We start from the raw sequence: 23215 nt of genomic DNA on the forward strand, positions 1-23215 counted from the left end.
GATCTCCGGTATCGAGGGCCGCTGTCTGGTTCATGGATTGTTACGGATAGTCGCCGCAATCGCACAGACAGTCCGACCGGCCGATGGCCCGCTGCGGTTGTATGTGTCGTGACGGAGCTATGAGCCACTCCCGGACGGAGGGGTAGGGGATGGTCGACGTCGACGAGGCGGCGCCCGCCGACATCGTGGACCGCCTGTTGTGGCGGGACGCGCAACGGATGCTCGGGCGCCACGTGGCGGCCGGCGTGGATGGCCTGGAAGGCACCTGCGACTGGTGCGGATGGCGCTGGCCGTGCTCGGCCCGCCGTCTGGCCGAGCGTGCCGCCGCGGTCGCCCGGCGGCCGTGGCGTGAGGCCTGGACCCTGCGCCACGACCTGAACAGCATGCGTTCCCTGCCCGGCAAGCGGGCCGGTGTGGACGAGATCGGCCGCTACGGCGCCGGCCCCTACCACCGCAACGACGACAACCGGAGGTATCTGGCCTGATCCTTGGACCCTGACGTCGCCGACATGCTTGACCGTCCCCCGGCAAGTGCGGCTTCCCGGCCCGGCAGACGTCGCCCGGCGGTGACACCGGCGCGCCCCGCCAGCGCTCCGGTGTCCCGCGCCCAGACCCGCTCTTGAACTGGATCCCAGATCGGCACGCCTCCGCTGATCGAGCGCCTCCGGCCAGGCGCATCCGGTTCGGGCGGGGCGGTGGGCGGGAGCACGAGACCAACAGGTTCCCCCGCATTCACTCGGTCCCGTGCTCCCGCCCGACCAGCGCCCCACGTCTACAGCGGATGTGAGTAGCGCAGCTGTGGCAGGTCCCGGTCGTTGACCGGGGCGACCCGGACCGCCCCGTCCGGGAGCCAGCCGCCCTTCTCGTAGAAGCGCCGGGCCACCGCGTTGTCCTCCAGCACCCACAGCACCGCCCGCTCGGCCCCGAACCCGGCCAGCCGCTCCAGCGCGTCGATCATCAGTCGCCGGCCGACGCCGGCGCCGACCCGCTCCGGGGCCAGATGGATCGCGTACAGCTCGGCGGCGCCCTCGGTCTCGCTCGGGCCCAGGTAGGTGAAACCGGCCAGCTCGCCGTCCACCTCGGCGACGGTCATCCGGTGCGTCTCCCGCTCCCACCGCCAGCGCTCGACCCACCAGGCGCTCATCGCCTCCGGCCCGCGGGCCGCGAACGTCTCGGCCGGAATCAGATGGGCGTAGGCGGCCGCCCGGGAACGGTGATGCAGCGCGCCGATCGCGGCCAGATCACCGTCCTCCGCAGGGCGAAGCGAAACGGTCATGGACCGACGTTAGCCCGGCTCCGGCGGCTGCCGCCGCGGCGGCACGGGCACCCGCAGCAGATCCTCGGCGATCACGATCGGGCCGTCGAACTCCTTGCGCGCCTCCTCCAGGAAGCGGTCCGGCTCCGGGTAGCGCTGGGAGAAATGCGTCAAGACCAGTTTCCGTACGCCGCACTCGCGCGCGACCGCGGCGGCCTGCCCCGCGGTCAGATGCCCCACCTGGGCGGCCAGCGCCGCGTCCTCGGCCAGGAAGGTGGACTCGATCACCAGCAGGTCCACGCCGTCGGCCAGCGCGAACACGTTGTCGCACAGGCCGGTGTCCATCACGAAGGCGAAACTCTGGCCGGGGCGGACCACGCTCACCTCCTCGAGCGCGACGTCACCCAGCCGGCCGGCCCGCAGCAGCTCACCGACCGCCGGGCCGCTGATGCCGCGCTCGGCGAGCAGCGTGGGCACCATCCGGCGGGAGTCGGGTTCGGCCAGGCGGTACCCGTACGTCTCGATGGAATGCCGGAGCGGCAGCGCGGTGAGGCGCCCCGCCGAGGTCTCCACCGCGAAGCCGGCGCCCACCGGACCCGGCACGATGTCGGCGTTGTCCCAGTAGCTGGTGGCGTGTCGCAGGCGGTCGTAGAACTCACTCCCGCCGGCCGGGTAGTGGACGTGGACCGGGTGCGGCACCCGGTCCAGCGAGATCCGCTGGAGGACGCCGGGCAGGCCGAGGCTGTGGTCGCCGTGGAAGTGGGTGATGCAGATGCGGCGCAGCGGGGTGACCGGGAGGCCGGCCATCAGCAGTTGGCGCTGGGTGCCCTCACCCGGGTCGAAGAGGATCACCTCGTCGTCCCAGCGCAGCAGGTAGCCGTTGTGGTTGCGGTGCCGGGTGGGCACCTGGCTCGCCGTGCCGAGCGCGACAAGCTCCCGCATCGTTCCTCCCCCCGCTGCATATGAAGCGACCCCTGGGGACTTCCACACTCGCGAACGAGTGTGGTCCGGTCGGACAAGGCCGGATCCCTAGGGGTCGGGTGGCTGTCTGTTACTCGCCGAACCGCTGTTTTACACGGTCTCGACATTTCTCTGCCAACGCGGGGAACACAGCGGCTAACGGGCCGCCACCTCCCGAGTCCCTGGAGCACCCCCGCATGCGGCCACGTTAGCCAGACACTGGAGACAGCGCCAACGGTTTTGAATCACTCAGAGCCGCGGGAATACCGGGGGAGACGCATTGGGATTCTCCACCACGAGATTGGCGGAGCCGACGATCAGCGGGTCCGGTGTGCCGACGATCCCGGTGTCCTTGTCCTCGTAGGCGAAGCGGTGCAGAACGTGCCGCATCGCCTCCAGCCGGGCCCGCTTCTTGTCGTTGCTCTTCACCACCGTCCACGGGGCGTCCGCGGTGTCGGTGTAGAAGAACATCGCCTCCTTGGCCTCGGTGTAGTCGTCCCACCTGTCCAGCGAGGCCAGGTCCATGGGGGAGAGTTTCCACTGCCGGACCGGGTCCACCTGCCGGATCGCGAACCGGGTCCGCTGCTCGCTGCTGGTCACCGAGAACCAGAACTTCACCAGGTGGATCCCGGAGCGGACCAGCATCCGCTCCAGCTCCGGGGTCTGGCGGAGGAACTCCAGATACTCCTTGCGGTCGCAGAAGCCCATCACCCGCTCGACGCCGGCCCGGTTGTACCAGGACCGGTCGAAGAGCACGATCTCACCGGCCGCCGGCAGATGCTTGATGTACCGCTGGTAATACCACTGGGTGCTCTCCCTCTGGGTCGGCTTCTCCAGGGCCACCACCCGGGCGCCGCGCGGATTCAGATGCTCCATGAACCGCTTGATCGTGCCACCCTTGCCGGCCGCGTCCCGCCCCTCGAACAGGATCAGGAGACGCTCGCCGGTCTCCTTGCACCAGTTCTGGAGCTTCAGCAGCTCGATCTGGAGCAGCCGCTTGTCGTGGTCGTAGTCGGTGCGGGACAGGCGCTCGTCGTACGGGTAGTCCTCCCGCCAGGTGACCACCGGCTGCCCGTCGGCGTCGAGCAGGCGGGGATCGTCGTCCGCGTCGTCGATGACGCGGTAGCCGGCCAGTTCGGCGATCGGCCCGTCGTAGGGATGGGTGCTCGCCAGCTCGTACTCCGATTGCATGACCCGACTTGATACCCCCGCCCGCCACGAGCACAACGTCCTTGATCAGAACAGTCGCCGAACCCTGCGCCGGCGCGCCGCCTTCGCCAGGGCGGGCACCTTGGCCAATTCTTCCCGGCCGACCTGCTCCTGACGCCCGTAAAGCACCCCGAAGTGGAAACTGCCCTCGCCCAGCTCGCGCAGCACCGACCGGGCGACGTTCGAATCCTGGTACGACCCTAGGCCGTCCTGTAGCGCGGTGAGCCGCTTCACCAGGCGTTTCGCGTCCTTGCCGTGCTCCGGGACGAGCAGCTCCACGGAATACCTGGCCTGCTTGAAGCCCTTGCGGGACTCGTGGATCTCCTCCTCCACCCCGCTCGCCAGCGCCGCGTCGAGCCGATCGTCCGCTTTGGCCAGCACCTTCCGGGCACGGTTGACCGGGTCGGGGGTGCGGAACGGGTCGCCGTCGACCAGCTCGTCGATCCGGTCCAGCAGGTCCAGGTAGCGGTCCGACTCCAGAGCCCCGGCCAGCTCGGTGCGGCCGGTCTCGATCTGGTCCTCCAGGTGGGCGCGCACCCGGTCGGCGGCCGGGGCGAACTCCGGCCCCGCCTCCTCGACCAGGGCGAGCAGCTTCTCCTCCAGCACCTGTGGGTCGCGGACCGCGCCCAGCACCCCGGCCAGCCAGCGCAACTCGTCGCGGATGCCGTTGTCCGGGATCGACCTCTTGTACGTCTTCAGCGTGCTGCGCAGCCGCCGGGTGGCCACCCGCATCTGGTGCACGGCCCGGGGCTCGCCACGACGGGCGGCCGGGTCGTAGCCGATGATGGCGTCGCGCTGCTCACGGGCGTACGCCGAAACGGGGTTGACCTTGATCTTGGTCTTCTTGGCCGGCTGGTGTGCGGCGAGCCGGCCGGCCAGCGCCCGCGCCACCTTGGACGGCCCCTCGGCCGGGCGCGCGCCGGCGGCGAACAGCGCCTCCTCGACCGCGTCGAGCACCGCCGCGTCGCCGGAGACCAGCTCGACCTCGATCTCCTGCCAGGCCTGCTCGGCGCCGTCCGACTCGGCGCGCACCTGATCCTGGGCGATCAGCGCGAGAGTGCGGCCGCCGGAATCCCGCAACGGCGTCTCCACCCGGTGCGTGCGCAGCCGGGCCACCGGGGCGAGCGGCCGCCGCCGGACGATCGACCGGACCACGCCGACCAGCTCGGCGGGCACCTCGTCGGACTCGCCGGGCAGCCGGTGCTCGGTCCGGCCGGCGCCGTCCCCGGGGGTCTTGAGATGCCATCCGGCGTCGTTGCCGCCGGAGCGCCGGCGGAGAGTCCGGCGATTTCTCATCAAGATCAGGTCTTCGGTGTCGAAGTAGGTGGCGTCGAGATCGTGGATCTCGGCACCGTCGACTCCGGCGATATCTCCGGCGCCGACCAGATCAGGAAGTTCGAAGGTCTCGGGGACGTCGTACTTGCGCTCGGTCTCGGTGGCGATCTCCACCCGTCCATGGTGCCTGCCGCGGCGGCTGATGCACAGCGGTGTCTCAGGTTCGCCTGGCACCGTGGTGACCCGGCTCGTAAGGAGTGCTGTATGGAGAAGCCCGAACGTCGTCCCGTCCCACTCGCCGCCTCGCTCGCCGGTCTGCGCCTCATCGGCGCCGGCGCGGTTCTCGGCCTGGCCCTCGCGGTGCCGGCGTCACCGGCTCAGGCCGACCCGCCCCGCCCGCCGGCCGCCACCCAGGACTCGTCCGCCGACGACGCCCCGGAGAGCTAGAGCAGCCGGGCGTCGTCGCGCGCGTGCAGGTAGACGGCACGGGCGTAGTTCGCCGTCGCCGCGTTGAAGTACATCGTGGCCAGGCCGGTGTAGAAGCCGTTCGCGGTCAGCGCGTTCTTCGCGTTGGCCGTGGCGGACCAGCGGATCTCGGCGTCGGTGGTGCTGATGCCGCGGCGCGCGCAGCGCAGGCGGTTCATCTCCTTGCCGGTCTTCCAGGTCTCCAGGGCGTCCTCGGCCTCGCGCATCATGTCCCGCGCCTGTTGCAGGAGGAACTCGGCGAGATCCCAGCTGGCCCGTTCCTCGTCGTTGTGGTACCTCGTCGTCATGCCCTTACCTCCCGTGTTACTCGATTTCGAGTGTGAGCGGGATGTCCGGACATGTCGATTTTTTTCGATCGCGCGCGTGAATTCCGCGTCCCCGTCTTGACCTTCAGCGGCCGGACCGGCGCGAGCCGTCCCGGCCATCTCGACGACAATGCCCGGAATGCTGGAGGAGTTGCGAAGCAGAGTCGAGCGGTGCCGCGCGGTGGCGGCCGAGTCGGGTCTGGCGGTCGAGATCGGGCCGCCGCTCGCGTTGCGGGAGGCGCCCGCGGACGCGCCGCCCGCCGCCGTGGCGGCGTACCGGCTGTTCGAGTGGGTCGACGGCCCGCTCTTCCGGTTCGACTGCCCGGACGAGCTGCGCTCGCTCGAGGGATGGCAGGCGCGGCCGGACATCGAGATGCTGCTGCCCATGCCGATCGATCTCGGCTGGGAGATGTGGCCGTGGCAGTCCTTGACGAAGGGCCGCCTCGGCATCGAGGGCGGCGAGAGCATCTCCCTCGATCCGGTCAAGGGTGACGTGTACTACGTCGAAGACTGGGCGTGGTTCCAGAGGAACATCGACTGGGAGGTCGTCCAGGAGGTCCACCACCCGATCGCGCCGGATGCGGTGACGTTCTTCGCCGAGTGGGTCTTCGGGCCACGCTATCCGGAGCTGGTCTCCCTGGTGCTCGGCCCCGGCCTGCTGGAGCACCGCATCCGCAAGGGCCGGAACAAGGGCGAGCTCACCGACGCCTGGCTGCGCCTGCTCCAGCGGGCAGAGCTGCTCCAGGACCGGTATTGACGAACGAACGGCCGCCGGCGTGGCCGGCGGCCGTTCGGTTCCGGCGGGTCAGGTCGCGTCGGGGACCTGGGCGACGCCGATCGGGCAGGTCATGCCGTTCGGGCCGTGGTTGCAGTAGCCGCCCGGGTTCTTGTCGAGGTACTGCTGGTGGTAGTCCTCGGCGTAGTAGTACGCGGTCAGCGGCTTGATCTCGGTGGTGATGGTCCCGTGGCCGGCGGCCGTGACCACCGGCTGGAAGGCGTCCCGCGAGGCCGCCGCCGTCTCCGCCTGGGCGTCCGTGGTCGTGTAGATCGCGGACCGGTACTGGGTGCCCACGTCGTTGCCCTGGCGCATGCCCTGGGTCGGGTCGTGGTTCTCCCAGAAGGCCTTCAGCAGGTCGGCATAGCTGATCTTGGCGGGGTCGTGGACCACCTGGACCACCTCGGTGTGGCCGGTCGTCCCGAAGCAGGTCTCCTCGTACGTCGGGTTGGCGGTGAAGCCACCCGCGTAGCCGGCCGACGTGGAGTACACGCCGGGCAGCCGCCAGAAGATCCGCTCCGCGCCCCAGAAACAGCCCATCCCGAAGACCGCGACCTCCAGCCCCTCGGGCCACGGGCCCTTCATCGGGGTGCCCAGCACGGTGTGCCTCTCCGCGACCGGCGTCTCGGTGTCGCGGCCGGGCAGGGCGGTCTCGGCGGTGGGCAGGTCGAGCTTCTTGTACCGCAGGAACACGGTCACTCCCTTCGTCCGGTCTCTGCAACGCTGAGGCGGGTGTATTCCTTACCGACGGCGGCGGCGATCCCGGTCGCCTCGTCGTCGTCGGCGTATTTCCGGCGCGGCCAGAAGAAGCCCTTCAAACCATCGCCTCTGGTACGGGGTACGACGTGCGTGTGCAGGTGCGGCACCGACTGGGAGACGACGTTGTTCATCGCCACGAAGGTGCCCTGCGCACCGAGCGCGGCGGGGACGGCCGTCGCGATCCGGCGCACGAACCCGAAATATTCCGGCAAGTCCGAGGGCGGCAGGTCGGGAAGTGTGACGATGTGGGGGCGTGGGATCACCAGGACGTGGCCCTTGAACACCGGGCGGACGTCGAGAAACGCCAGCCCGGCCGGGGCGGAGGCCACCAGGAACGCGGGGACGGACCCCGCCACGATGCCGCAGAACACACAGTCTGCCATCAGGTGAGACTAGCCTTGCGCAACATGACCGTTGAGAGCTATGGGTTCGACACCCTCGCCATCCACGCCGGCCAGGAGCCGGACCCACGGACCGGCGCGGTGGTGCCGCCCATCTATCAGACGAGCACCTACGCACAGGACGCGGTCGGTGCTCCCCGCCTGGGTTACGAGTACAGCCGGTCCGGCAACCCGACCCGGGACTCGCTCCAGGAGTGCCTCGCGGCGATCGAGAACGGGCGGCGCGGGCTGGCCTTCGCGAGCGGCCTCGCGGCCGAGGACACCCTGCTGCGTACGGTGTGCCGCCCCGGGGATCACGTGGTCATCCCGAACGACGCGTACGGCGGCACGTTCCGGCTGTTCAGCAAGGTGGCCGAGCGGTGGGGCCTGGACTGGACGGCGGTGCCGCTGGACGACATCGACGCGGTGCGGGCCGCCTTCCGTCCCGGGCACACCCGGCTGATCTGGTCCGAGACGCCGACCAACCCGTTGCTGAACGTGAACGACATCGCGCTGCTGGCCGGTCTCGCCCACGAGTACGACGCGATGCTCGCGGTGGACAACACGTTCGCGTCGCCGTACCTCCAGCAGCCGCTCGCGTTCGGCGCCGACGTGGTGATCCACTCGACCACCAAGTACCTGGGCGGCCACTCGGACGTGGTCGGCGGGGCCCTGGTCACCGCGGACGCCGGGCTCGGCGAGGAGCTGGCCTTCCACCAGAACGCGATGGGAGCGGTGAACGGCCCCTTCGACGCGTGGCTCACCCTGCGCGGGATCAAGACCCTCGGCGTACGGATGGACCGGCACTGTGACAACGCCGAGCGGATCGTCGCCTACCTGAGCGAGCACCCGGCCGTGGCCCAGGTCCTCTACCCGGGCCTGGAGACGCACCCGGGTCACGAGGTCGCGGCCAAGCAGATGAGCAGGTTCGGCGGCATGGTCTCGTTCCGTACCGCCGGCGGCCCGGAGCAGGCGGTGGCCGTCTGCAACCGGGCGAAACTCTTCGTGCTCGCCGAGTCGCTGGGCGGTGTGGAGTCGCTGATCGAGCACCCGGGCCAGATGACACATCTGTCGGCTGCGGGCTCAGCGCTTGAGGTTCCCGCCGATCTCGTGAGACTGTCTGTCGGCATCGAAACCGTTGACGATCTGCTCGCGGACCTGGAGCAGGCTCTCGGATAACTGACCGACGCTGGAGATTCTGCGCGATGGACTCGACGACCTGGGTGGGAGCAACCGCTAAACAGATCGCTCGCGCGGTGCGCCGCGGCGACGCGAGCGCCACCCAGGTCGTGGCCGACCATCTGGAGCAGATCGGCATCTCCGATCCGGCGCTCGGCGCGTTCCGGGTGGTCCGCGGCGGTGAGGCGATCACCGAGGCGGAGAAGGTCGACGACCAGGAGGACCTGGCCAACCTGCCGCTCGCCGGGGTGCCGGTCGCGGTCAAGGAGAACACCCCGGTCGCCGGGCTGCCCACCTGGCACGGCTCGGCCGCCGCGCGTACCCCCGAGGTCGCCGAGGAGGACCACGAGGTGGTCCGCCGGCTGCGCGGGGCCGGCGCCGTCGTGGTCGGGGTGACCCGGATGCCGGAGATGGGCCTCTGGGCGGTCACCGACGACGAGGACGGGCCGACCCGCAACCCGTGGGACCTGGAGCGGACCCCGGGCGGCTCGTCCGGCGGGTCGGCGGCGGCGGTGGCGGCCGGGCTGGTGCCGCTCGCGCAGGGCAACGACGGTCTCGGCTCGATCCGGATCCCGGCGGCCTGCTGCGGCCTGGTCGGGCTGAAGCCGGGCCGCGGCGCGGTCCCGGTCGACTTCGGTGACAAGGACTGGTTCGGCCTGGTGGAGAACGGCATGCTGGCCACCACGGTGGCCGACGCCGCGCTTGGCTTCGCGGTCCTCGCCGGGCAGGTGCCGGGCAAGCTGGTGGAGCCGTCGAAGCTGCGGATCGGTGTCTCGCTGCGCTCGCCGGCGGCCGGCGTGAAACCGGACGAGCCGAACGTCTCGGCCGTCACGAAGGCGTCGAAGCTGCTCGTCGACGCCGGGCACGACACGGTGACCGCGGACCCCACCTACCCGACCGGGGTGGCGCTGGGGGTGCTCGCCACCTGGTTCGCCGGGGCGTACAAGAACTCCGAGGGCCTCCCGCTGGAGCGGCTCCAGCCGCGCACCCGGCGGCACATCCAGCTCGGCAGGGCGGTCACGAAGGCCGGGCTGGTCCGGCAACGGCAGCGTGACGCCTGGCGGGAGCGGTCCATCCAGTTCTTCGCCGACCGTTCGATCGACCTGCTGCTCACCCCGGCGCTGGCGACCGCGCCGCCGCCCGCCGTGCAGTACTCGGCCACGGCCTGGCGTAAGAACATGTGGGCCAACGCGTCGTACGCGCCGTACGCCGCCCCGTGGAACTACGCCGGACTGCCCGCGATCGTGGTGCCGGTCGGGTTCCGGCCGGACGGGCTGCCGCTGGCCGTGCAGCTGGTCGGCCCGCCCGACTCGGAGCTGCTGATGCTCGCGGTGGCCGGCCAGTTCGAGGTGCTCAACCCCTGGCAGCGTCACGCCCTCGTGTGAGCTGGTGGCACGATTGGAGCCCATGGACCTGCTCACTCTCGCCGACGTAGAGGCCGCCCGAGATCTGCTCGCCACGGTGGTCAAGAAGACGCCGCTGATCCCGTCCCGGCCGCTCGGCGAGATCACCGGGGTGCCGGTCTGGCTCAAGTGCGAGAACCAGCAGCGCGCCGGGTCGTACAAGGTGCGGGGCGCCTACACCCGGATCGCCCGGCTGTCCGGCGCGGAGCGCTCGCGCGGTGTGGTCGCCGCCAGCGCCGGCAACCACGCCCAGGGGGTGGCGCTCGCGGCGGGCCTGCTCGGCACGCAGGCGACCGTCTTCATGCCGGAGGGTGCGCCGCTGCCCAAGGTCTCCGCCACCAAGGGGTACGGCGCCGCCGTCGAGTACGCCGGGACCAGTGTCGACGACGCGCTGGAGGCGGCCCACGACTTCGCGGCCACCACCGGGGCGGTGCTGATCCACCCGTTCGACCACGCGGACGTCATCGCCGGTCAGGGCACCGTGGCGCTGGAGATCCTGGAGCAGCGGCCGGAGGTGACCACGATCGTGACCGCGGTCGGCGGCGGTGGGCTGATCTCCGGTGTGGCGGTCGCGGCCAAGGCGTTGCGGCCGGACATCCGGATCGTCGGGGTGCAGGCGGCCGGCGCTGCGGCGTACCCCGTCTCGCTCGAAGCCGGAGCACCCCGGAAGCTGGACGCGTGCGCCACGATCGCCGACGGCATCGCCGTCCGGCGGCCCGGCGATCTGCCCTTCGCGCATGTCGCGAAGCTGGTCGACGAGATCGTCACGGTGCAGGACGAGGACCTGTCGGCGGCCCTACTGGTGCTGCTGGAACGGCACAAGACGGTGGTCGAGCCGGCCGGGGCGGCGGCCGTCGCGGCGCTGCTGACCGGGGCGTACGTCCCCCTCGACGGCCCGGTCGTGGCGATCCTGTCCGGCGGCAACATCGACCCGATGCTGCTGATGCGGGTGATCGAGCACGGGCTGGCCTCGGCGGGCCGGTTCCTGCGGCTCGCGGTGCGCTGCACCGACCGGCCCGGACAGTTGGCCCGGCTGCTGCGCGAGATCGCCGGGCAGCGGGCGAACGTGGTCGACGTGAACCATTCGCGGCAGAGCCCGCGGCTCAGCTTCGGCGAGGTCGAGGTGGCGCTGTCGGTGGAGACGCGGGGGCCGGCGCACTCGTCGGCGCTGATCAAGGCGCTGCGCGACGCCGGTTACCGGGTGGCGCTGCTGGCCGACACCACGCCCTGAGAACGCGAAACGGCCCGCGGCGGAGGCACCGCGGGCCGTCGCGAAGGGATCAGCCCTCGAACGGGCCGAACTCGACCACGGTGACCTTGATGTCGGCGCCGCTGGGGGCCGTGTAGGTCACCGTCTGGCCGGGGCGGGCACCGAGAATGGCCTGGCCCAGGGCCGACTCGGGGCTGTAGACCGTGTGCGCGGTGGTGGACGAGATCTCCCGGGAACCGAGCAGGAACGTCTCGGTGTCGGTCTGGTCGTCGTCGAAGTAGATCGTCACGACCGAGCCCGGGGTGACCGTGTCGCTCTTCTGAACCTCACCGATCTCCGAGTTGCGCAGGAACTCCTTCAAGTACAGGATCCGGCCCTCCTGGCGGCTCTGCTCCTCGCGAGCGGCGTGGTAGCCGCCGTTCTCCCGCAGGTCGCCTTCCTCGCGCCGGGCGTTGATCTCCGCAGCTATCGCCGGCCGGTTGGCGATCAACTCGTCGAGCTCGGCCTGCAGCCGGTCGTGAGCGTCCTGGGAGAGCCAGGTCTTCGGCGTCTCGGAACTGGACACGGTCGATCTCCTTGCTGGAACTGGGCAAAGTCACTGCTAGGGGGTCACTGCTCGGATCCTGAACGCAGCGAATCACCAAGCTTACCAGCGGTGCTCACTTCCGCCGGAAGTCGAAAGTTTCGCGCGTCTAGTCGGCCGCGCGGCAGCCCATCACGTCACCGACCGCCGCCCGGGCCGTGGTGGTCACCGGCTCCCGGAGCGTGACCGAGCCGCCGTCGGCCGGCGCCGGGATGGTCACCGGCCGGCGGCCCACCTCGAAGCCGTCGTAGTCGCGGGCCCGCAACATGCAGTACGCCTGACCGCCCTCGGGCACCCGCACCCGGAACTCGATCACCATCCGGGTGTCCGACGGGATGCTCCAGCCGACGATCTCCGGGCTGTAGTCGGTCTGCCCGTACTTGTCGTAGTAGGCGACCGTGAGCCCGCCCAGGAGCAGCGCGAACACCGCCACGGCGAGCGCGAACGGCCAACGGCGCCGGCGGCCCTCACGGCGGCGACCGTACCGGCCGGGCGGGAAGACCGGCGCTGTGGTGTGCGTCTCGCTCACCTGTCGACCTCTCGTGCGTTCGTTGTCGGTGGGATCGGCCAGAATGGCAGAGTCCATCTTCGCAGCCGATCCCGGTCTGCCCGCGGCAGGCCTGGTCGAGAGGATTTCAACACCGTGGCCGAGCAATTGCGTCTGATGACCGTGCACGCGCACCCCGACGACGAGTCGAGCAAGGGTGCCGCCACCATGGCGAAATATGTCGCCGAGGGTGTCCAGGTGCTGGTCGCGACCTGTACCGGTGGGGAGCGGGGCAGCGTCCTCAACCCCAAGATGGACCGGCCCGAGGTGCTCGCCGACATCGCCGACATCCGCCGCGCCGAGATGGACCGGGCGCGCGAGATCCTCGGCGTCGACCAGGCCTGGCTCGGCTTCGTCGACTCCGGCCTGCCCGAGGGCGACCCGCTGCCGCCGCTGCCGGAGGGCTGCTTCGGCCTCCAGGACCCGGAGGAGGCGGCGAAACCGCTGATCAAGCTGATCCGCGAGTTCCGGCCGCACGTCATGACGACCTATGACGAGAACGGCGGCTACCCGCACCCGGACCACATCATGTGCCACAAGATCTCGGTGGTGGCCTTCGACGCGGCCGGCGACCCGGAGAAGTTTCCGGAGCTCGGCGAGCCGTGGCAGCCCTCGAAGCTGTACTACAACTCCGGCTGGACCCGCGCGCGGATGCTCGCGCTGCACGAGGGCATGCTCGCGGCCGGGCTCGAGTCGCCCTACACGGAGTGGCTGGAGAAGTGGTCGGACCGGCACGACCGGGGCGACAAGATCACCACCCGGGTCGAGTGCGGCGAGTATTTCGGCGTTCGTGACGACGCGCTGCGCGCCCATGCCACCCAGGTCGACCCGGACGGTTTCTGGTTCCACATCCCGCTCGAGATGCAGCAGAAGGTGTGGCCCACCGAGGACTTCGAGCTGGCCCGCTCGGTCGTCGACAGCCCGATTCCGGAGTCCGACCTGTTCGCGGGCATCCGGGAGAAGGTCGGCGCCCACTGAGCAGTAGGCTGGCGGGGTGGACGTTTTCGCGGTCAACAACTTCGGTGACACCCGATCGGGCGGTCTGGCCGGCCCGATGGGCCTGTTCCTGATCGTCCTGATGTGCGTAGCGACCGTGCTGCTGATCCGCAACATGAACAAGCGCATTCGTCGGCTTCCCGACAGTTTCCCGGCGGCCGGTGAGCGGGATCGTGTGGCGCAGATCGCCCGGGACGCCGCCGGCGCCGGGAGTTCCGGCGCCGCGGCGGCCGCCGAGGTCGAGCCCGATCGATCGGGGGCGGCCGCCGGACCAGCAGAAGCCGAGGTGGCGGGCGTGCCCGAGGAGCAAAGTGGATCCGCGCCCGGCGACGGGCGCGAGCGCTCCTGATCGAGACGCCCGCCGGCCGGCCCGCCTGGTTTCGGCCGTCGGGCGCCGAGTGTGTCCCTTCCGGCGACGTCAAGCCCTGTTGCGTTCATCGCGATTGATTTAGCCTTCCGCCCGGGGGCCGCACGGCCCTCGGACCCTGCGCGGAAGGGGGCGCCGACATGACCACGGTTCGGCGCCGACTCTCGGTAACCGCGCTGCACGTGCATCCGGCCGTGCGCAGGCGGGCGTCGCCATGACGTCCCCATCGCGTTCCCGGCTCGGCTCCGCCGGGTTGTCCGGCCGCCCCCGCCCGGTGCGGATCCTCACCGCCGTCGTCGTGATCGCCGCCGCCGCGGCCGTCGTCCTCGGGGCGTTCCAGCCCGTGCGGCCGGCCGACGGCCGCCCGCTCGCCCCGGTCTACGGCGTCTGCGTGGCCGCCGTGCTCGCCGCCATCGCCCAGCTCGCCGGCCTGCGGTTCCGGCTCGGCCCGGACGCCGTGTCGGTCAGCTGGGCGGAGGCCGCCGTGGTGGTCGGCTTCGTGCTGGCCCCGGCCGGCTGGCTGCCCGCCGCCACCCTGGCCGGCACCGGTGCCGCGTGGCTCGTGCTCGCCTGGTTCACCGGCCTGCGCAACGTCACCGAGATCGTGCACCTGATCGCCTCGATGACCCTCGGCGTGGCCGGGGCCGCCCTGGTCACCTCGATGCTGGCCGGTGACGTGCCGGTGCACAGCGCCCGGCTGCCGCTCGCCCTGATGGCCGGCGCCGGCACCTACCTGCTCATCACGTTCGGCCTGGTGGTGCTCACCCTGATGCTGCACCGGGACGCACACCCCGGGCAGATCGCCACCCGGGTGCTCTACGCCAAGCTGCCGATGACAGTGGGGAACCTGATCGTCGGGCTGTGCGCGGTCTACGCCCTGATCCGGGAGCCGTTCTGGCTGCTCGCCTTCGGGCCGGTGCTGTGGCTGCTGCACCGCACCTACCGGTTCCACCTGCGCGCCGCCGAGGAGCGCCGGATGTGGGAGGCCTTCGCGGCCGCCACCGCCCGGCTGCCCGGCGCCAGCGAGGCCGAGGTGGCCCGGTCCGGGCTGCTCGGCGCGCTCGACGTCTTCGGCGCCCGCCGGGCCGAGCTGGAGGTCCGCACCGGCCACGGCTGCCGGCGGTACGCCCAGGACCTCCCCGGACTGCTGGACTCGACCGGCGGCCGCTCCGGCCCGGCGATCACCCGAACCATGGCGGTGTCCGGCCGCCCGGTCGGCGAGCTCACCGTCTGGCTCGCCGAGCCCGGGCTGCCGGTGCCGCGTGACGAGGCGGCGATCGCGGCGTACGGGGAGGCGCTGGCCGGGGCCCTGCACGACGCGGCCGCCCACCAGCGGATCGTCGAGGTGGAGGCGCGCGCCGCCCACGAGCGGGTGCACGACCCGCTTACCGGCCTGATCAACCGGGTCTCGCTCAGCGCCGAGGGCGACCCGCTGGTGCGCCTGCTCGACCGGGACCGTCCGGTCGCGCTGCTGCTGCTCGACGTGGTCGGGTTCGGCGAGGTGAACAGCACGCTCGGCCACGGCGGCGGCGACGAGGTGCTGCGCGTGATCGCGGACCGGCTCAGCGGCCTGATCCGGGACGGGGAACTGATCGGGCGGACCGGGGACGACGAGTTCGCCCTGCTGGCGCCGGTCGCGACGCTGGCCGACTCGGCCGCCCCGGCACACGGCGAGCCCAGCCCGCTGCCGACCGCCCTGCGCCGGGCCCGGGAGCTGGTCGAACAGCTACGGGTGCCGATGGAGGTGGCCGGGGTCCGGCTGTCGATCGAGGTGACCGTCGGCGTGGCGGTGGAGCGGGCCGGCCAGTGCGAGGTGGGCGAGCTGCTGCGCCGTGCGTCGCTGGCGACCACGCGGGCCAGGGAACTGGGCGTCACCGTCGGGACGTACGACAGTGGGCAGGACGCGAGCAGCACCGACCGGCTGGCGCTGCTCGCCGACCTCCAGGACGCGTTCGCCGCCGACGACCAGATCATGCTGCACCTGCAACCCGCCGTGGACCTGGTCACGTCCGAGCCGACCGGGGTCGAGGCCCTGGTCCGTTGGCGGCACCCTCGGCGCGGCAATCTGTCGCCGGCCGAGTTCCTGCCCGCCGTGGAGCGCAGCGAGCTGCTCATCCCGTTCACCCGGCGGGTGCTCGACCTGGCCCTCGCCTCTGCGGCGGATTGGACGGCGAACGGCATCGACGTACCGGTCTCGGTGAACGTCTCGGCCCGCAGCCTTACCGACCCGACCTTCCCGGCCCAGGTGACCGAGGCGCTGCGCCGGCACCGTACCCCCGCGTCGCGGCTGGTCCTGGAGATCACCGAGTCGGTGGCGGTCAGCGAGCAGGAGATCGTCGACGAGGTGCTGGCCCGGCTGCGGTCCTCGGGCGTCCAGGTGTCGCTCGACGACTTCGGCACCGGCTTCTCCTCGCTGGCGTCGGTCACCCGGATGCCGGTCGACGAGATCAAGATCGACCGGTCGTTCGTGGACGAGATGATCGACTCCGCGGCGGCCGGCGCGGTGGTGCGCGGCGCGGTCGAGCTCGGCGCCCGGCTCGGCGTGCGGGTGGTCGCCGAGGGCATCGAGACGATCGAGCAGCGGGCCGCCCTCATCGCGCTCGGCTGCCCGTCCGCGCAGGGCTACCACTTCTGCAAGCCGATGCCCGCCGACACGATCGTTCAGGCGTTGTCCCAGCTCGCCCGGTCGGCCTCCGGTGGCAATGTGACCCCGTTGCGCGCGGACGACGCCTCGACCGCGTGAGAGGCCGGCGCCGGCGGTCCCGGAGGCCGCGTCAGATGGCGATGAAGCCGGTCCAGAGGCCGACGACGCCGAAGACTCCGGCGGCCACGATCAGGATGCAGAGGACGACCTCGGTGGGTGTGAACAGCCGGCGGCCCCGTTCGCTGCGGGCCTTGACGTAGAGCAGGGTGGCGGGGGCGAGGAGCACCGAGCACAGCAGCAGGAACTTCAGGCCGGCCGCTTCGAACAGGAACAGCGTGTAGGCGGTCGCGATGCCGGCGATGATCGTCTCTCTGCGGCGGGTCCGGCCGGGCACTCCCTGGTAGGAGTCGCCGGTGAGGCCGAGTTTCAGCGCGTATGCGGCGGCGAGGAAGTACGGGATCAGCGCGAGGCTGGTGCACAGGTCGAGCATGAAGTTGAGCGCGTCGGTCAGCACGAGGGTGACCGCGAGCAGCAGTTGGACGGACAGCGAGGTGACGACGAGCGCGGTGATCGGGGTCGCCTTGTCGTTCTCCTTGCCGAGGAAGGCGGGGAAGTCCTCGCTGTGGGCCGGGATGTACATCACCTCGGCGGCCATCAGGGTCCAGGCCAGGTAGGCGCCGAGGACGGAGATGATGACGCCGGCGCTGATGAACCAGCGGCCCCAGTCGCCGACGACGTGTTCGAACACGCCGATCATCGAGGGCTGGCGGGTTCCGGCGATCTCCGGCTGGGTCATCACCGCGTAGCTCGACAACGTCACCAGGGAGAAGATCGACAGTACGGTCAGGAAGCCCAGCACGGTCGCCTTGCCGACGTCCTCGCGTCGTTTGGCGTAGCGCGAGTAGACGCTGGCGCCCTCGATGCCGAGGAACACGAACGTCGTGATGATCATGGTGTTGCGGACCTGCTCGTTGAGCGATCCGAGGTCGCCGTAACCGGTGGCGGTCCAGTTGTCGGCGAAGATGCCGGCGTCGAACGACACGAACAGCACCACGATGAAGACCAGGATCGGCATGATCTTGAGGACGGTCACGATCCGGTTGATGATGGCCGCGTCACGGACGCCGCGCGCGATGACGTAGTGGAACAGCCAGACGCCGGCGGTGGACAGCACCAGCGCCACGACGGTGTCGCCGTCGCCGAAGGCGGGGAAGAACGCGCCCAGAGTCGCGGAGATGAAGACCCAGTAGAAGGCGTTGCCGGCGACCGCGCTGGCCCAGAAACCGATCGCGGAGTTGAAGCCGGCGTAGTCGCCGAAGCCGGCCTTGGCGTAGATGAAGACTCCGGAGTCCAGCTCGGGTTTGCGGACGGCGAGGTTCTGGAAGACGAAGGCGAGCATCAGCATCCCGGTTCCGGCGATCGCCCAGGCGATCAGCGACCCGAGGATGCCGGTGGCCACACCGAAGCGTGCCGGCAACGAGAAGACGCCCGCGCCGACCATGCCGCCGACCACCATCGCGGTGAGCGTGGGCATGCTCATCTTGCCCGGTGTCACGACCGGGGAGTCGGCAACCGGGGTCCCGGCGGCTGTGCCGCCGAGCGAGGTGTCGGCCATGGTCAGTCACTCCGTTCTGGCGACGGGTCGACCGTGGCTGGCTCGACCCTTTCGATCTTGAAGCCGGTGACGCCGTACAGCACGCTCAGCGCGGGGCTGGCGTAGCAGAAGATGGCGTACGGCAGGTAGAGCAGGGTGGAGACGCCGAGGGTGGCGCCCATGAAAGCCCCGCACGAGTTCCACGGCACCAGCGGGGAGGTGACCGTGCCGCTGTCGGCGGTCAGCCGGGACAGGTTCGTCGGGGCGAGACCGCGGCGGGCGAACTCGACCCGGAAGATACGGGCGGGCAGGATCAGGGCGATGTACTGGTCGCCGGCGACGAGGTTCAGGCCGAAGGCGCACCCGAACACGGTGAGGAACAGCCGGCCGGTGCTCTTCGCGGAGGCGATCAGTGGGTCGATCAGTCGTGCGATCAACCCGAACCTCTCCAGCAGGACGCCGAAGGTCACGGCCCCGAAGATCAGCCACAGGGTGAACAGCATGCTCGACATGCCGCCACGTGAGACGAGCCGGTCGACGTCGGCGATGCCGGTGTCGGCGTGGAACCCGGTCGCCATCGCCAGCCAGGTCGCCTTGATCGATTCCACCAGCACGGTGCCCTGCCCGGCGATGAAGTCGGCGACGACCTGCTGCTGGGTGAACGCGGCGAGCACGCCGGCGAACAGCGACGAGACGAGCAGGGACAGTGACGCCGGCGCCTTGCGTACCGACAGCACGACCAGCAGCACCAGCGGCAGCAGGTTGACCGGGCTGATCCAGAACAGCTTGTCGAGGTCGGCCAGTTCGGTGGACGTCGCCACGGCGTCCTGCACGTCCGGGGCCTGGACCAGGCCCAGGACGAAGAAGACGGCCAGCGCGATCAGGAAGGCCGGGCCGGAGGTCCATACCTGGCGTTTGATGTGCTCGCGTGGGTCGACCCCGGCCATCTGCGCGGTCAGGATGGTGGTCTCCGACAGCGGTGAGGTCTTGTCACCGAGGTAGGCCCCCGAGATCACCGCCCCCGCTGTGATCGCGGCCGAGACGTCGAGCAGGGTGGCGATCCCGACCAGGCCCACGCCGATCGTCGCCGCGGTGGTCCAGGAGCTGCCGATGCTCAACGCGACGATTCCGCAGATGATCGCCGTGGCCGCGTAGAACCACGACGGCGACAGCACCTGGAGGCCGTAGTAGACCAGCGTGGGGATGGTTCCGGACAGGTTCCAGGTGCCGATCAGCGCGCCGACGGCCAGCAGGATGAACACGGCGCTGGTCACCGAGCCGACCGCCTCCTGCCCGGCGGACTGCACCTGCTGCCAGTTGTGCCCGTTCTTCAGTGCGATCAACGCCGCGATCCCGGCGCACATCACCAGAGCCACCTGCAGCGGCCCGTCCAGCGCGTCCAGACCGAACAGGGCCAGGGAACCCGCGATCAGCGTGGCCAGCGCGACCAGCGGGAGGACGGCATCGAACAGCGACGGTCGTCTGACCGGCGGTCCTTCAGGTTCTGCCATGGCGCATCTTTCCGGACACGGGACGCGTTGTCAGAAGTCGACGGCGTCGCGGATCAGTGGGCAGGTCATGCAGTGCCCGCCGCCCCGGCCCCGGCCGAGTTCGGCGCCGACGATCGTGATGACCTCGACGCCGGCCCGGCGCAGCAGCGCGTTCGTCTGGGTGTTGCGGTCGTAGGTGAACACCACGCCGGGCTCGACCGCGACCGCGTTGTTGCCGCTGTCCCACTGCTGGCGTTCCGAGGCGTACGCGTCGCCGCCGGTCTCGATGACTCGCAACCGTTCGAGGTTCAGCGACGCGGCGACCACGTCGAGGAAACTGCGATCGCCCTCGTCTACCACCTCGACGCCGGGGTCCTTGTCGCTGGGCAGCAGGGAGAACGCGTGAATGCCGTCCACGATGGCCGGGTAGACCGTGACCATGTCCCGGTCGGCGAAGGTGAACACGGTGTCCAGGTGCATCGCGGCCCGCAGTTTCGGCATCCCGGCCACGATGACGCGCTCGGCCGCGCCCGCCGCGAACAGCGCCGCCGCCACCTGGGTGATGGCCTGCCGCGACGTCCGCTCACTCATCCCCGCGAGCACCACGCCGTTACCGACCGGCATGACGTCGCCGCCCTCGAACGTCGACAGACCCCAGTCCTGCTCCGGGTCGCCCCACCAGACGGTCGCGCCGGCGAAGTCGGGGTGGAACTGGTAGACGGCCTTCATCAGCAGGGTCTCGTCGTGCCGGGCCGGCCAGTACAGCGGGTTGAGGGTGACCCCGCCGTACAGCCAGCAGGTGGTGTCCCGGGTGTAGAGCGTGTTCGGCAGCGGCGGCATCAGGTACTCCCGGACGCCGGTCTGCTCCCTCGCGAGGGACAGGTACCCGGAGCGGAAGTCGTCCGGCAGGTCCGAGGTGGCCAGCCCGCCGATCAGGAACTCGCTGAGCTCCCGGGGTTTGAGCTCGTCGAGGAACGCCCGGGTCTCGGTGAGCAGGCCGAGCCCCACCTCGTTGGCGATGATCTTGCGGTCCAGCAGCCACGCCCTGGCCTCCGGGATCGCCATGGTGTCGGCCAGCAGGTCGTGCAGCTCCACCACCTCGACCCCGCGGTTGCGCAGCTTGTTCACGAAGTCCAGATGATCGCGCTGTGCGTTCTCCACCCACATCACGTCGTCGAACAGCAGGTCGTCGGCGTTGGTGGGGGTGAGCCGACGGTGTGCCAGCCCCGGTGCGCAGACCAGGACCTTGCGCAGCCGTCCGACCTCCGAATGGACCCCGAAGCTGTTGGTGGGCATGACGTATCTCCTCCGGTCAGGGTTGACTGACGGTCACGGTCCTCGGCTGTGCGGAGCCGCCGCCCGTGGTCCCTCCGCAACGCGACGACCTGCTCGTACGAACGCGTGGCCGTCTCGTGGCCGTCGTCCCGATAATGGTCAAATACGACATATGGTGCCGCCCCGAAACACTAGGCAGTGGCTGGTGGTGCCGTCCTCATCCGCTGCGGATGATCCTTAAGGCATTGATGTTCACGAATGGCCGTGATTCCCAGCGAGTCAATCGACGCGGACGAGAAGCGCACCGAGTAGTGTGTTGACTGAAATGCCGGGGCATCCGCCCTCTGGCGGTTGTCACTGCCGGGAGGCCGGGCCCTGATGCGGCGGCCGGTGATTCGAGGCGTCCCGCGAGCGTCAAGACCAGGAGTTGCAGGGATGGCTAACCGGCTCGCCGGCGCAACGTCGCCTTATCTGTTGCAGCACAAGGACAATCCGGTCGACTGGTGGCCCTGGGGAGAGGGCGCCTTCGATGAAGCGCGCCGCCGGGACGTGCCCGTCCTGATCTCGGTGGGATACGCGGCCTGCCACTGGTGTCACGTGATGGCGCACGAATCCTTCGAGGACGAGTCGATCGCCGCGCTGCTCAACGACGGGTTCGTGGCGATCAAGGTGGACCGCGAGGAGCGGCCGGACGTCGACACCGTCTACATGACCGCCACGCAGGCGATGACCGGCCAGGGCGGCTGGCCGATGACGGTCTTCGCCACACCCGGAGGCGAGCCGTTCTTCTGCGGCACCTACTTTCCGAAGCAGAGCTTCGCCCACCTGCTCGGCTCGGTCACCACCGCCTGGCGGGAGCAGCGCGACGAGGTGCTCACCCAGGGCGCCGCGGTGGTCCAGGCCGTCGGCGGGGCCCAGCTCGTCGGTGGCCCGACGGCGCCGATCTCCGCGGATCTGCTCGGCGCCGCGATGGTCGCCCTCCTCAAGGACCACGATCAGACGTACGGGGGATTCGGCGGCGCCCCCAAGTTCCCGCCGCACATGAACCTGCTCTTCCTGCTCCGCCACCACGAGCGCACCGGGTCGGCGGAGGCGCTCGAGACGGTCCGCCACACGTGTGAGCAGATGGCCCGCGGCGGCCTCTACGACCAGCTCGCCGGTGGCTTCGCGCGGTACTCGGTGGACGCCACGTGGACGGTGCCGCACTTCGAGAAGATGCTGTACGACAACGCGCTGCTGCTCCGGGTCTACACCCAGCTGTGGCGGCTCACCGGGGACGTGATCGCCCGCCGGGTCGCCGACGAGACCGCCGCCTTCCTGCTGCGTGACCTCGGCACCGGGCCCGGCGGTCTGGCCTCCGCCCTGGACGCCGACGCCGCCGGGGTGGAGGGCTCGACGTACGCGTGGACGCCCGCCGAGCTGGTCGAGGCACTCGGCGAGGAGGACGGCCGCTGGGCCGCCGACCTGTTCCGGGTAACCGCCTCCGGCACTTTTGAACACGGGAAGAGCGTGCTGGTGCTGGCCCGCGACATCGACGAGGCCGACCCCACGCTGATCGCCCGCTGGCAGGACGTCCGGCAGCGCCTGCTCACCGTTCGGGCCGCCCGCCCGCAGCCGGCCCGCGACGACAAGGTGGTCGCCGCCTGGAACGGTCTGGCGATCACCGCCCTGGCCGAGCACGGCGTGCTCACCGGCTCGGCGGCCTCCCGTGCGGCGGCGGTCAGCCTGGCCGGGGTGCTGGCCGTCCGGCACCTGGTCGACGGCCGTCTGCGCCGGATCTCCCGGGACGGCCTGGCCGGCGAACCGGCCGGGGTGCTGGAGGACTACGGCTGTGTGGCCGAGGCGTTCCTGGCCGTCCACCAGATCACCGCCGACCCGCGCTGGCCCGCCCTGGCGAAACAGTTGCTGGACGTGGCGCTGGACCACTTCGGCACCGGGCAGGGCGGCTTCTACGACACCGCCGACGACGCCGAGAAGCTGCTCACCCGCCCCGCCGACCCGACCGACAACGCCACCCCGTCCGGCGCGTCGTCGGTCTGTGCGGCCCTGGTCGCCTACGCGGCCCTCACCGGCGATACGTCCTATCGGGAGGCGGCCGACACGGCGCTGGCCACCCTGGGACCGCTGATCGAGGGGCACCCGCGCTTCGCCGGCTACGCGGCCACCGTCGCCGAGGCGGCGCTCGCCGGGCCGTACGAGATCGCCGTGGCCACCACCGACCCGTCGGATCCACTGGCCGAGGCCGCTTTCCGGCACGCCCCCGGCGGTTCGGTCGTCGTCGTGGGCGAGCCGGACCGGCCCGGAGTGCCCTTGCTGGCCGACCGCCCGCTGCTCGACGGCCGCGCCACCGCCTACGTGTGCCGGGGATTCTTCTGTGAGCGCCCGGTCACGACCCCCGCCGATCTGCTCACCCGGCTCGCCAAATAGCCGGGAGCGGGGAGAGGTCGGCCGGTCGCGCCCGGAGGGCGTCGACGGTGGTGGTGCGGTCGGGGGCGCGGTAGCCGTACCAGAAAACGGGGTTGA

General features: G+C 70.8%; 22 protein-coding genes. 10 read left to right on the forward strand and 12 right to left on the reverse strand.

Annotated elements, in window-relative coordinates; genetic code table 11:
* Positions 1-149: 149 nt before the first annotated feature.
* On the forward strand, positions 150-485 hold the full coding sequence (locus tag IEZ13_RS22625; protein ID WP_229794897.1) for a hypothetical protein: 336 nt from the start codon (positions 150-152) through the stop codon (positions 483-485).
* A gap of 287 nt (positions 486-772) precedes the next feature.
* Here IEZ13_RS22625 and IEZ13_RS22630 read toward each other — a convergent pair whose 3' ends face one another.
* The 4 genes from IEZ13_RS22630 to IEZ13_RS22645 form a co-directional block, all read right to left on the reverse strand.
* Positions 773-1276 (reverse strand): GNAT family N-acetyltransferase, encoded by a 504-nt coding sequence (locus IEZ13_RS22630; RefSeq protein ID WP_183222976.1) that lies wholly within the window; start codon positions 1274-1276, stop codon positions 773-775.
* A gap of 9 nt (positions 1277-1285) precedes the next feature.
* Entirely contained in the window at positions 1286-2197 is a 912-nt protein-coding gene (locus IEZ13_RS22635; RefSeq protein ID WP_183222977.1) for a ribonuclease Z, read from the reverse strand.
* A 267-nt stretch (positions 2198-2464) separates the two neighbouring features.
* A complete protein-coding gene (ppk2, locus tag IEZ13_RS22640) occupies positions 2465-3406 on the reverse strand; it encodes a polyphosphate kinase 2 (protein ID WP_183222978.1) in 942 nt (313 codons plus the stop codon).
* Between the two features lie 45 nt (positions 3407-3451).
* Entirely contained in the window at positions 3452-4873 is a 1422-nt protein-coding gene (locus tag IEZ13_RS22645) for a CYTH and CHAD domain-containing protein (protein ID WP_183222979.1), read from the reverse strand.
* 90 nt (positions 4874-4963) lie between these two features.
* Here IEZ13_RS22645 and IEZ13_RS22650 point away from each other — a divergent pair, with 90 nt between their 5' ends.
* On the forward strand, positions 4964-5146 hold the full coding sequence (locus tag IEZ13_RS22650) for a hypothetical protein (RefSeq protein WP_183222980.1): 183 nt from the start codon (positions 4964-4966) through the stop codon (positions 5144-5146).
* On the opposite strand, the gene IEZ13_RS22655 is transcribed toward IEZ13_RS22650, so the two are convergent.
* Positions 5143-5472, reverse strand: coding sequence for a hypothetical protein (locus IEZ13_RS22655; RefSeq protein ID WP_183222981.1), 330 nt, complete (start codon positions 5470-5472; stop codon positions 5143-5145). The genes IEZ13_RS22650 and IEZ13_RS22655 overlap by 4 nt on opposite strands.
* Before the next feature lie 169 nt (positions 5473-5641).
* Here IEZ13_RS22655 and IEZ13_RS22660 point away from each other — a divergent pair, with 169 nt between their 5' ends.
* Positions 5642-6247 carry a hypothetical protein gene (locus IEZ13_RS22660; protein WP_183222982.1) on the forward strand — a complete coding sequence of 202 codons (606 nt, stop codon included), beginning with the start codon at positions 5642-5644 and terminating at the stop codon, positions 6245-6247.
* A gap of 48 nt (positions 6248-6295) precedes the next feature.
* On the opposite strand, the gene msrA is transcribed toward IEZ13_RS22660, so the two are convergent.
* Both msrA and IEZ13_RS22670 read right to left on the reverse strand, forming a co-directional pair.
* A complete protein-coding gene (msrA, locus tag IEZ13_RS22665) occupies positions 6296-6958 on the reverse strand; it encodes a peptide-methionine (S)-S-oxide reductase MsrA (protein ID WP_183222983.1) in 663 nt (220 codons plus the stop codon).
* 2 nt (positions 6959-6960) lie between these two features.
* On the reverse strand, positions 6961-7407 hold the full coding sequence (locus IEZ13_RS22670; protein WP_183222984.1) for an HIT family protein: 447 nt from the start codon (positions 7405-7407) through the stop codon (positions 6961-6963).
* A 24-nt stretch (positions 7408-7431) separates the two neighbouring features.
* Here IEZ13_RS22670 and IEZ13_RS22675 point away from each other — a divergent pair, with 24 nt between their 5' ends.
* The 3 genes from IEZ13_RS22675 to ilvA are packed head-to-tail and all read left to right on the forward strand — an operon-like array spanning position 7432 to position 11217.
* Positions 7432-8583: a cystathionine gamma-synthase gene (locus IEZ13_RS22675; protein ID WP_183222985.1), complete on the forward strand. Its 1152-nt coding sequence runs from the start codon at positions 7432-7434 to the stop codon at positions 8581-8583.
* Between the two features lie 26 nt (positions 8584-8609).
* Positions 8610-9968 (forward strand): amidase, encoded by a 1359-nt coding sequence (locus IEZ13_RS22680; protein ID WP_183222986.1) that lies wholly within the window; start codon positions 8610-8612, stop codon positions 9966-9968.
* Positions 9969-9990: 22 nt separating this feature from the next.
* Positions 9991-11217, forward strand: a complete 1227-nt coding sequence (gene ilvA, locus IEZ13_RS22685; protein ID WP_183222987.1) for a threonine ammonia-lyase — start codon at positions 9991-9993, stop codon at positions 11215-11217.
* Between the two features lie 49 nt (positions 11218-11266).
* On the opposite strand, the gene greA is transcribed toward ilvA, so the two are convergent.
* Together greA and IEZ13_RS22695 are read right to left on the reverse strand one after the other, a co-directional pair.
* Positions 11267-11761, reverse strand: coding sequence for a transcription elongation factor GreA (greA, locus tag IEZ13_RS22690; protein ID WP_183222988.1), 495 nt, complete (start codon positions 11759-11761; stop codon positions 11267-11269).
* Between the two features lie 127 nt (positions 11762-11888).
* Positions 11889-12308, reverse strand: a complete 420-nt coding sequence (locus IEZ13_RS22695) for a DUF4307 domain-containing protein (protein WP_229794899.1) — start codon at positions 12306-12308, stop codon at positions 11889-11891.
* A gap of 114 nt (positions 12309-12422) precedes the next feature.
* On the opposite strand from IEZ13_RS22695, the gene mca reads away from it, so the two are divergent.
* The 3 genes from mca (at position 12423) to IEZ13_RS22710 (ending at position 16432) form a co-directional block, all read left to right on the forward strand.
* Positions 12423-13304: a mycothiol conjugate amidase Mca gene (gene mca, locus IEZ13_RS22700; protein WP_183222990.1), complete on the forward strand. Its 882-nt coding sequence runs from the start codon at positions 12423-12425 to the stop codon at positions 13302-13304.
* Positions 13305-13380: 76 nt separating this feature from the next.
* The gene (locus tag IEZ13_RS22705; RefSeq protein WP_221245828.1) at positions 13381-13671 is read left to right on the forward strand and encodes a hypothetical protein; all 291 of its coding nucleotides are present in this window, start codon (positions 13381-13383) and stop codon (positions 13669-13671) included.
* A gap of 232 nt (positions 13672-13903) precedes the next feature.
* The gene (locus IEZ13_RS22710; protein ID WP_183222992.1) at positions 13904-16432 is read left to right on the forward strand and encodes a putative bifunctional diguanylate cyclase/phosphodiesterase; all 2529 of its coding nucleotides are present in this window, start codon (positions 13904-13906) and stop codon (positions 16430-16432) included.
* Positions 16433-16463: 31 nt separating this feature from the next.
* Here IEZ13_RS22710 and IEZ13_RS22715 read toward each other — a convergent pair whose 3' ends face one another.
* From IEZ13_RS22715 to IEZ13_RS22725, 3 genes are read right to left on the reverse strand one after another with little or no spacing between them, the layout of a single operon-like run.
* Positions 16464-17948: a basic amino acid/polyamine antiporter gene (locus tag IEZ13_RS22715; RefSeq protein WP_203833860.1), complete on the reverse strand. Its 1485-nt coding sequence runs from the start codon at positions 17946-17948 to the stop codon at positions 16464-16466.
* Positions 17949-17950: 2 nt separating this feature from the next.
* The gene (nhaC, locus tag IEZ13_RS22720) at positions 17951-19438 is read right to left on the reverse strand and encodes a Na+/H+ antiporter NhaC (RefSeq protein WP_183222993.1); all 1488 of its coding nucleotides are present in this window, start codon (positions 19436-19438) and stop codon (positions 17951-17953) included.
* A 30-nt stretch (positions 19439-19468) separates the two neighbouring features.
* A complete protein-coding gene (locus IEZ13_RS22725; protein WP_183222994.1) occupies positions 19469-20713 on the reverse strand; it encodes an arginine deiminase in 1245 nt (414 codons plus the stop codon).
* 414 nt (positions 20714-21127) lie between these two features.
* Between IEZ13_RS22725 and IEZ13_RS22730 the strand changes: the two genes are divergently transcribed.
* Complete coding sequence (locus tag IEZ13_RS22730) at positions 21128-23119, forward strand: thioredoxin domain-containing protein (protein WP_183222995.1); 1992 nt, start codon at positions 21128-21130, stop codon at positions 23117-23119.
* Positions 23120-23215: the final 96 nt, after the last annotated feature.

This window comes from Actinoplanes campanulatus, assembly GCF_014647795.1.
Classification (GTDB): domain Bacteria; phylum Actinomycetota; class Actinomycetes; order Mycobacteriales; family Micromonosporaceae; genus Actinoplanes; species Actinoplanes campanulatus.

Coding starts and splice junctions, on each gene's coding strand:
- IEZ13_RS22625 (WP_229794897.1), top strand. CDS start 150: ATGGTCGACGTCGACGAGGCGGCGCCCGCCGACATCGTGGACCGCCTG.
- IEZ13_RS22630 (WP_183222976.1), bottom strand. CDS start 1,276: ATGACCGTTTCGCTTCGCCCTGCGGAGGACGGTGATCTGGCCGCGATC.
- IEZ13_RS22635 (WP_183222977.1), bottom strand. CDS start 2,197: ATGCGGGAGCTTGTCGCGCTCGGCACGGCGAGCCAGGTGCCCACCCGG.
- ppk2 (WP_183222978.1), bottom strand. CDS start 3,406: ATGCAATCGGAGTACGAGCTGGCGAGCACCCATCCCTACGACGGGCCG.
- IEZ13_RS22650 (WP_183222980.1), top strand. CDS start 4,964: ATGGAGAAGCCCGAACGTCGTCCCGTCCCACTCGCCGCCTCGCTCGCC.
- IEZ13_RS22655 (WP_183222981.1), bottom strand. CDS start 5,472: ATGACGACGAGGTACCACAACGACGAGGAACGGGCCAGCTGGGATCTC.
- IEZ13_RS22670 (WP_183222984.1), bottom strand. CDS start 7,407: ATGGCAGACTGTGTGTTCTGCGGCATCGTGGCGGGGTCCGTCCCCGCG.
- IEZ13_RS22675 (WP_183222985.1), top strand. CDS start 7,432: ATGACCGTTGAGAGCTATGGGTTCGACACCCTCGCCATCCACGCCGGC.
- IEZ13_RS22680 (WP_183222986.1), top strand. CDS start 8,610: ATGGACTCGACGACCTGGGTGGGAGCAACCGCTAAACAGATCGCTCGC.
- ilvA (WP_183222987.1), top strand. CDS start 9,991: ATGGACCTGCTCACTCTCGCCGACGTAGAGGCCGCCCGAGATCTGCTC.
- IEZ13_RS22705 (WP_221245828.1), top strand. CDS start 13,381: ATGGGCCTGTTCCTGATCGTCCTGATGTGCGTAGCGACCGTGCTGCTG.
- IEZ13_RS22710 (WP_183222992.1), top strand. CDS start 13,904: ATGACGTCCCCATCGCGTTCCCGGCTCGGCTCCGCCGGGTTGTCCGGC.
- IEZ13_RS22715 (WP_203833860.1), bottom strand. CDS start 17,948: ATGGCCGACACCTCGCTCGGCGGCACAGCCGCCGGGACCCCGGTTGCC.
- nhaC (WP_183222993.1), bottom strand. CDS start 19,438: ATGGCAGAACCTGAAGGACCGCCGGTCAGACGACCGTCGCTGTTCGAT.
- IEZ13_RS22725 (WP_183222994.1), bottom strand. CDS start 20,713: ATGCCCACCAACAGCTTCGGGGTCCATTCGGAGGTCGGACGGCTGCGC.
- IEZ13_RS22730 (WP_183222995.1), top strand. CDS start 21,128: ATGGCTAACCGGCTCGCCGGCGCAACGTCGCCTTATCTGTTGCAGCAC.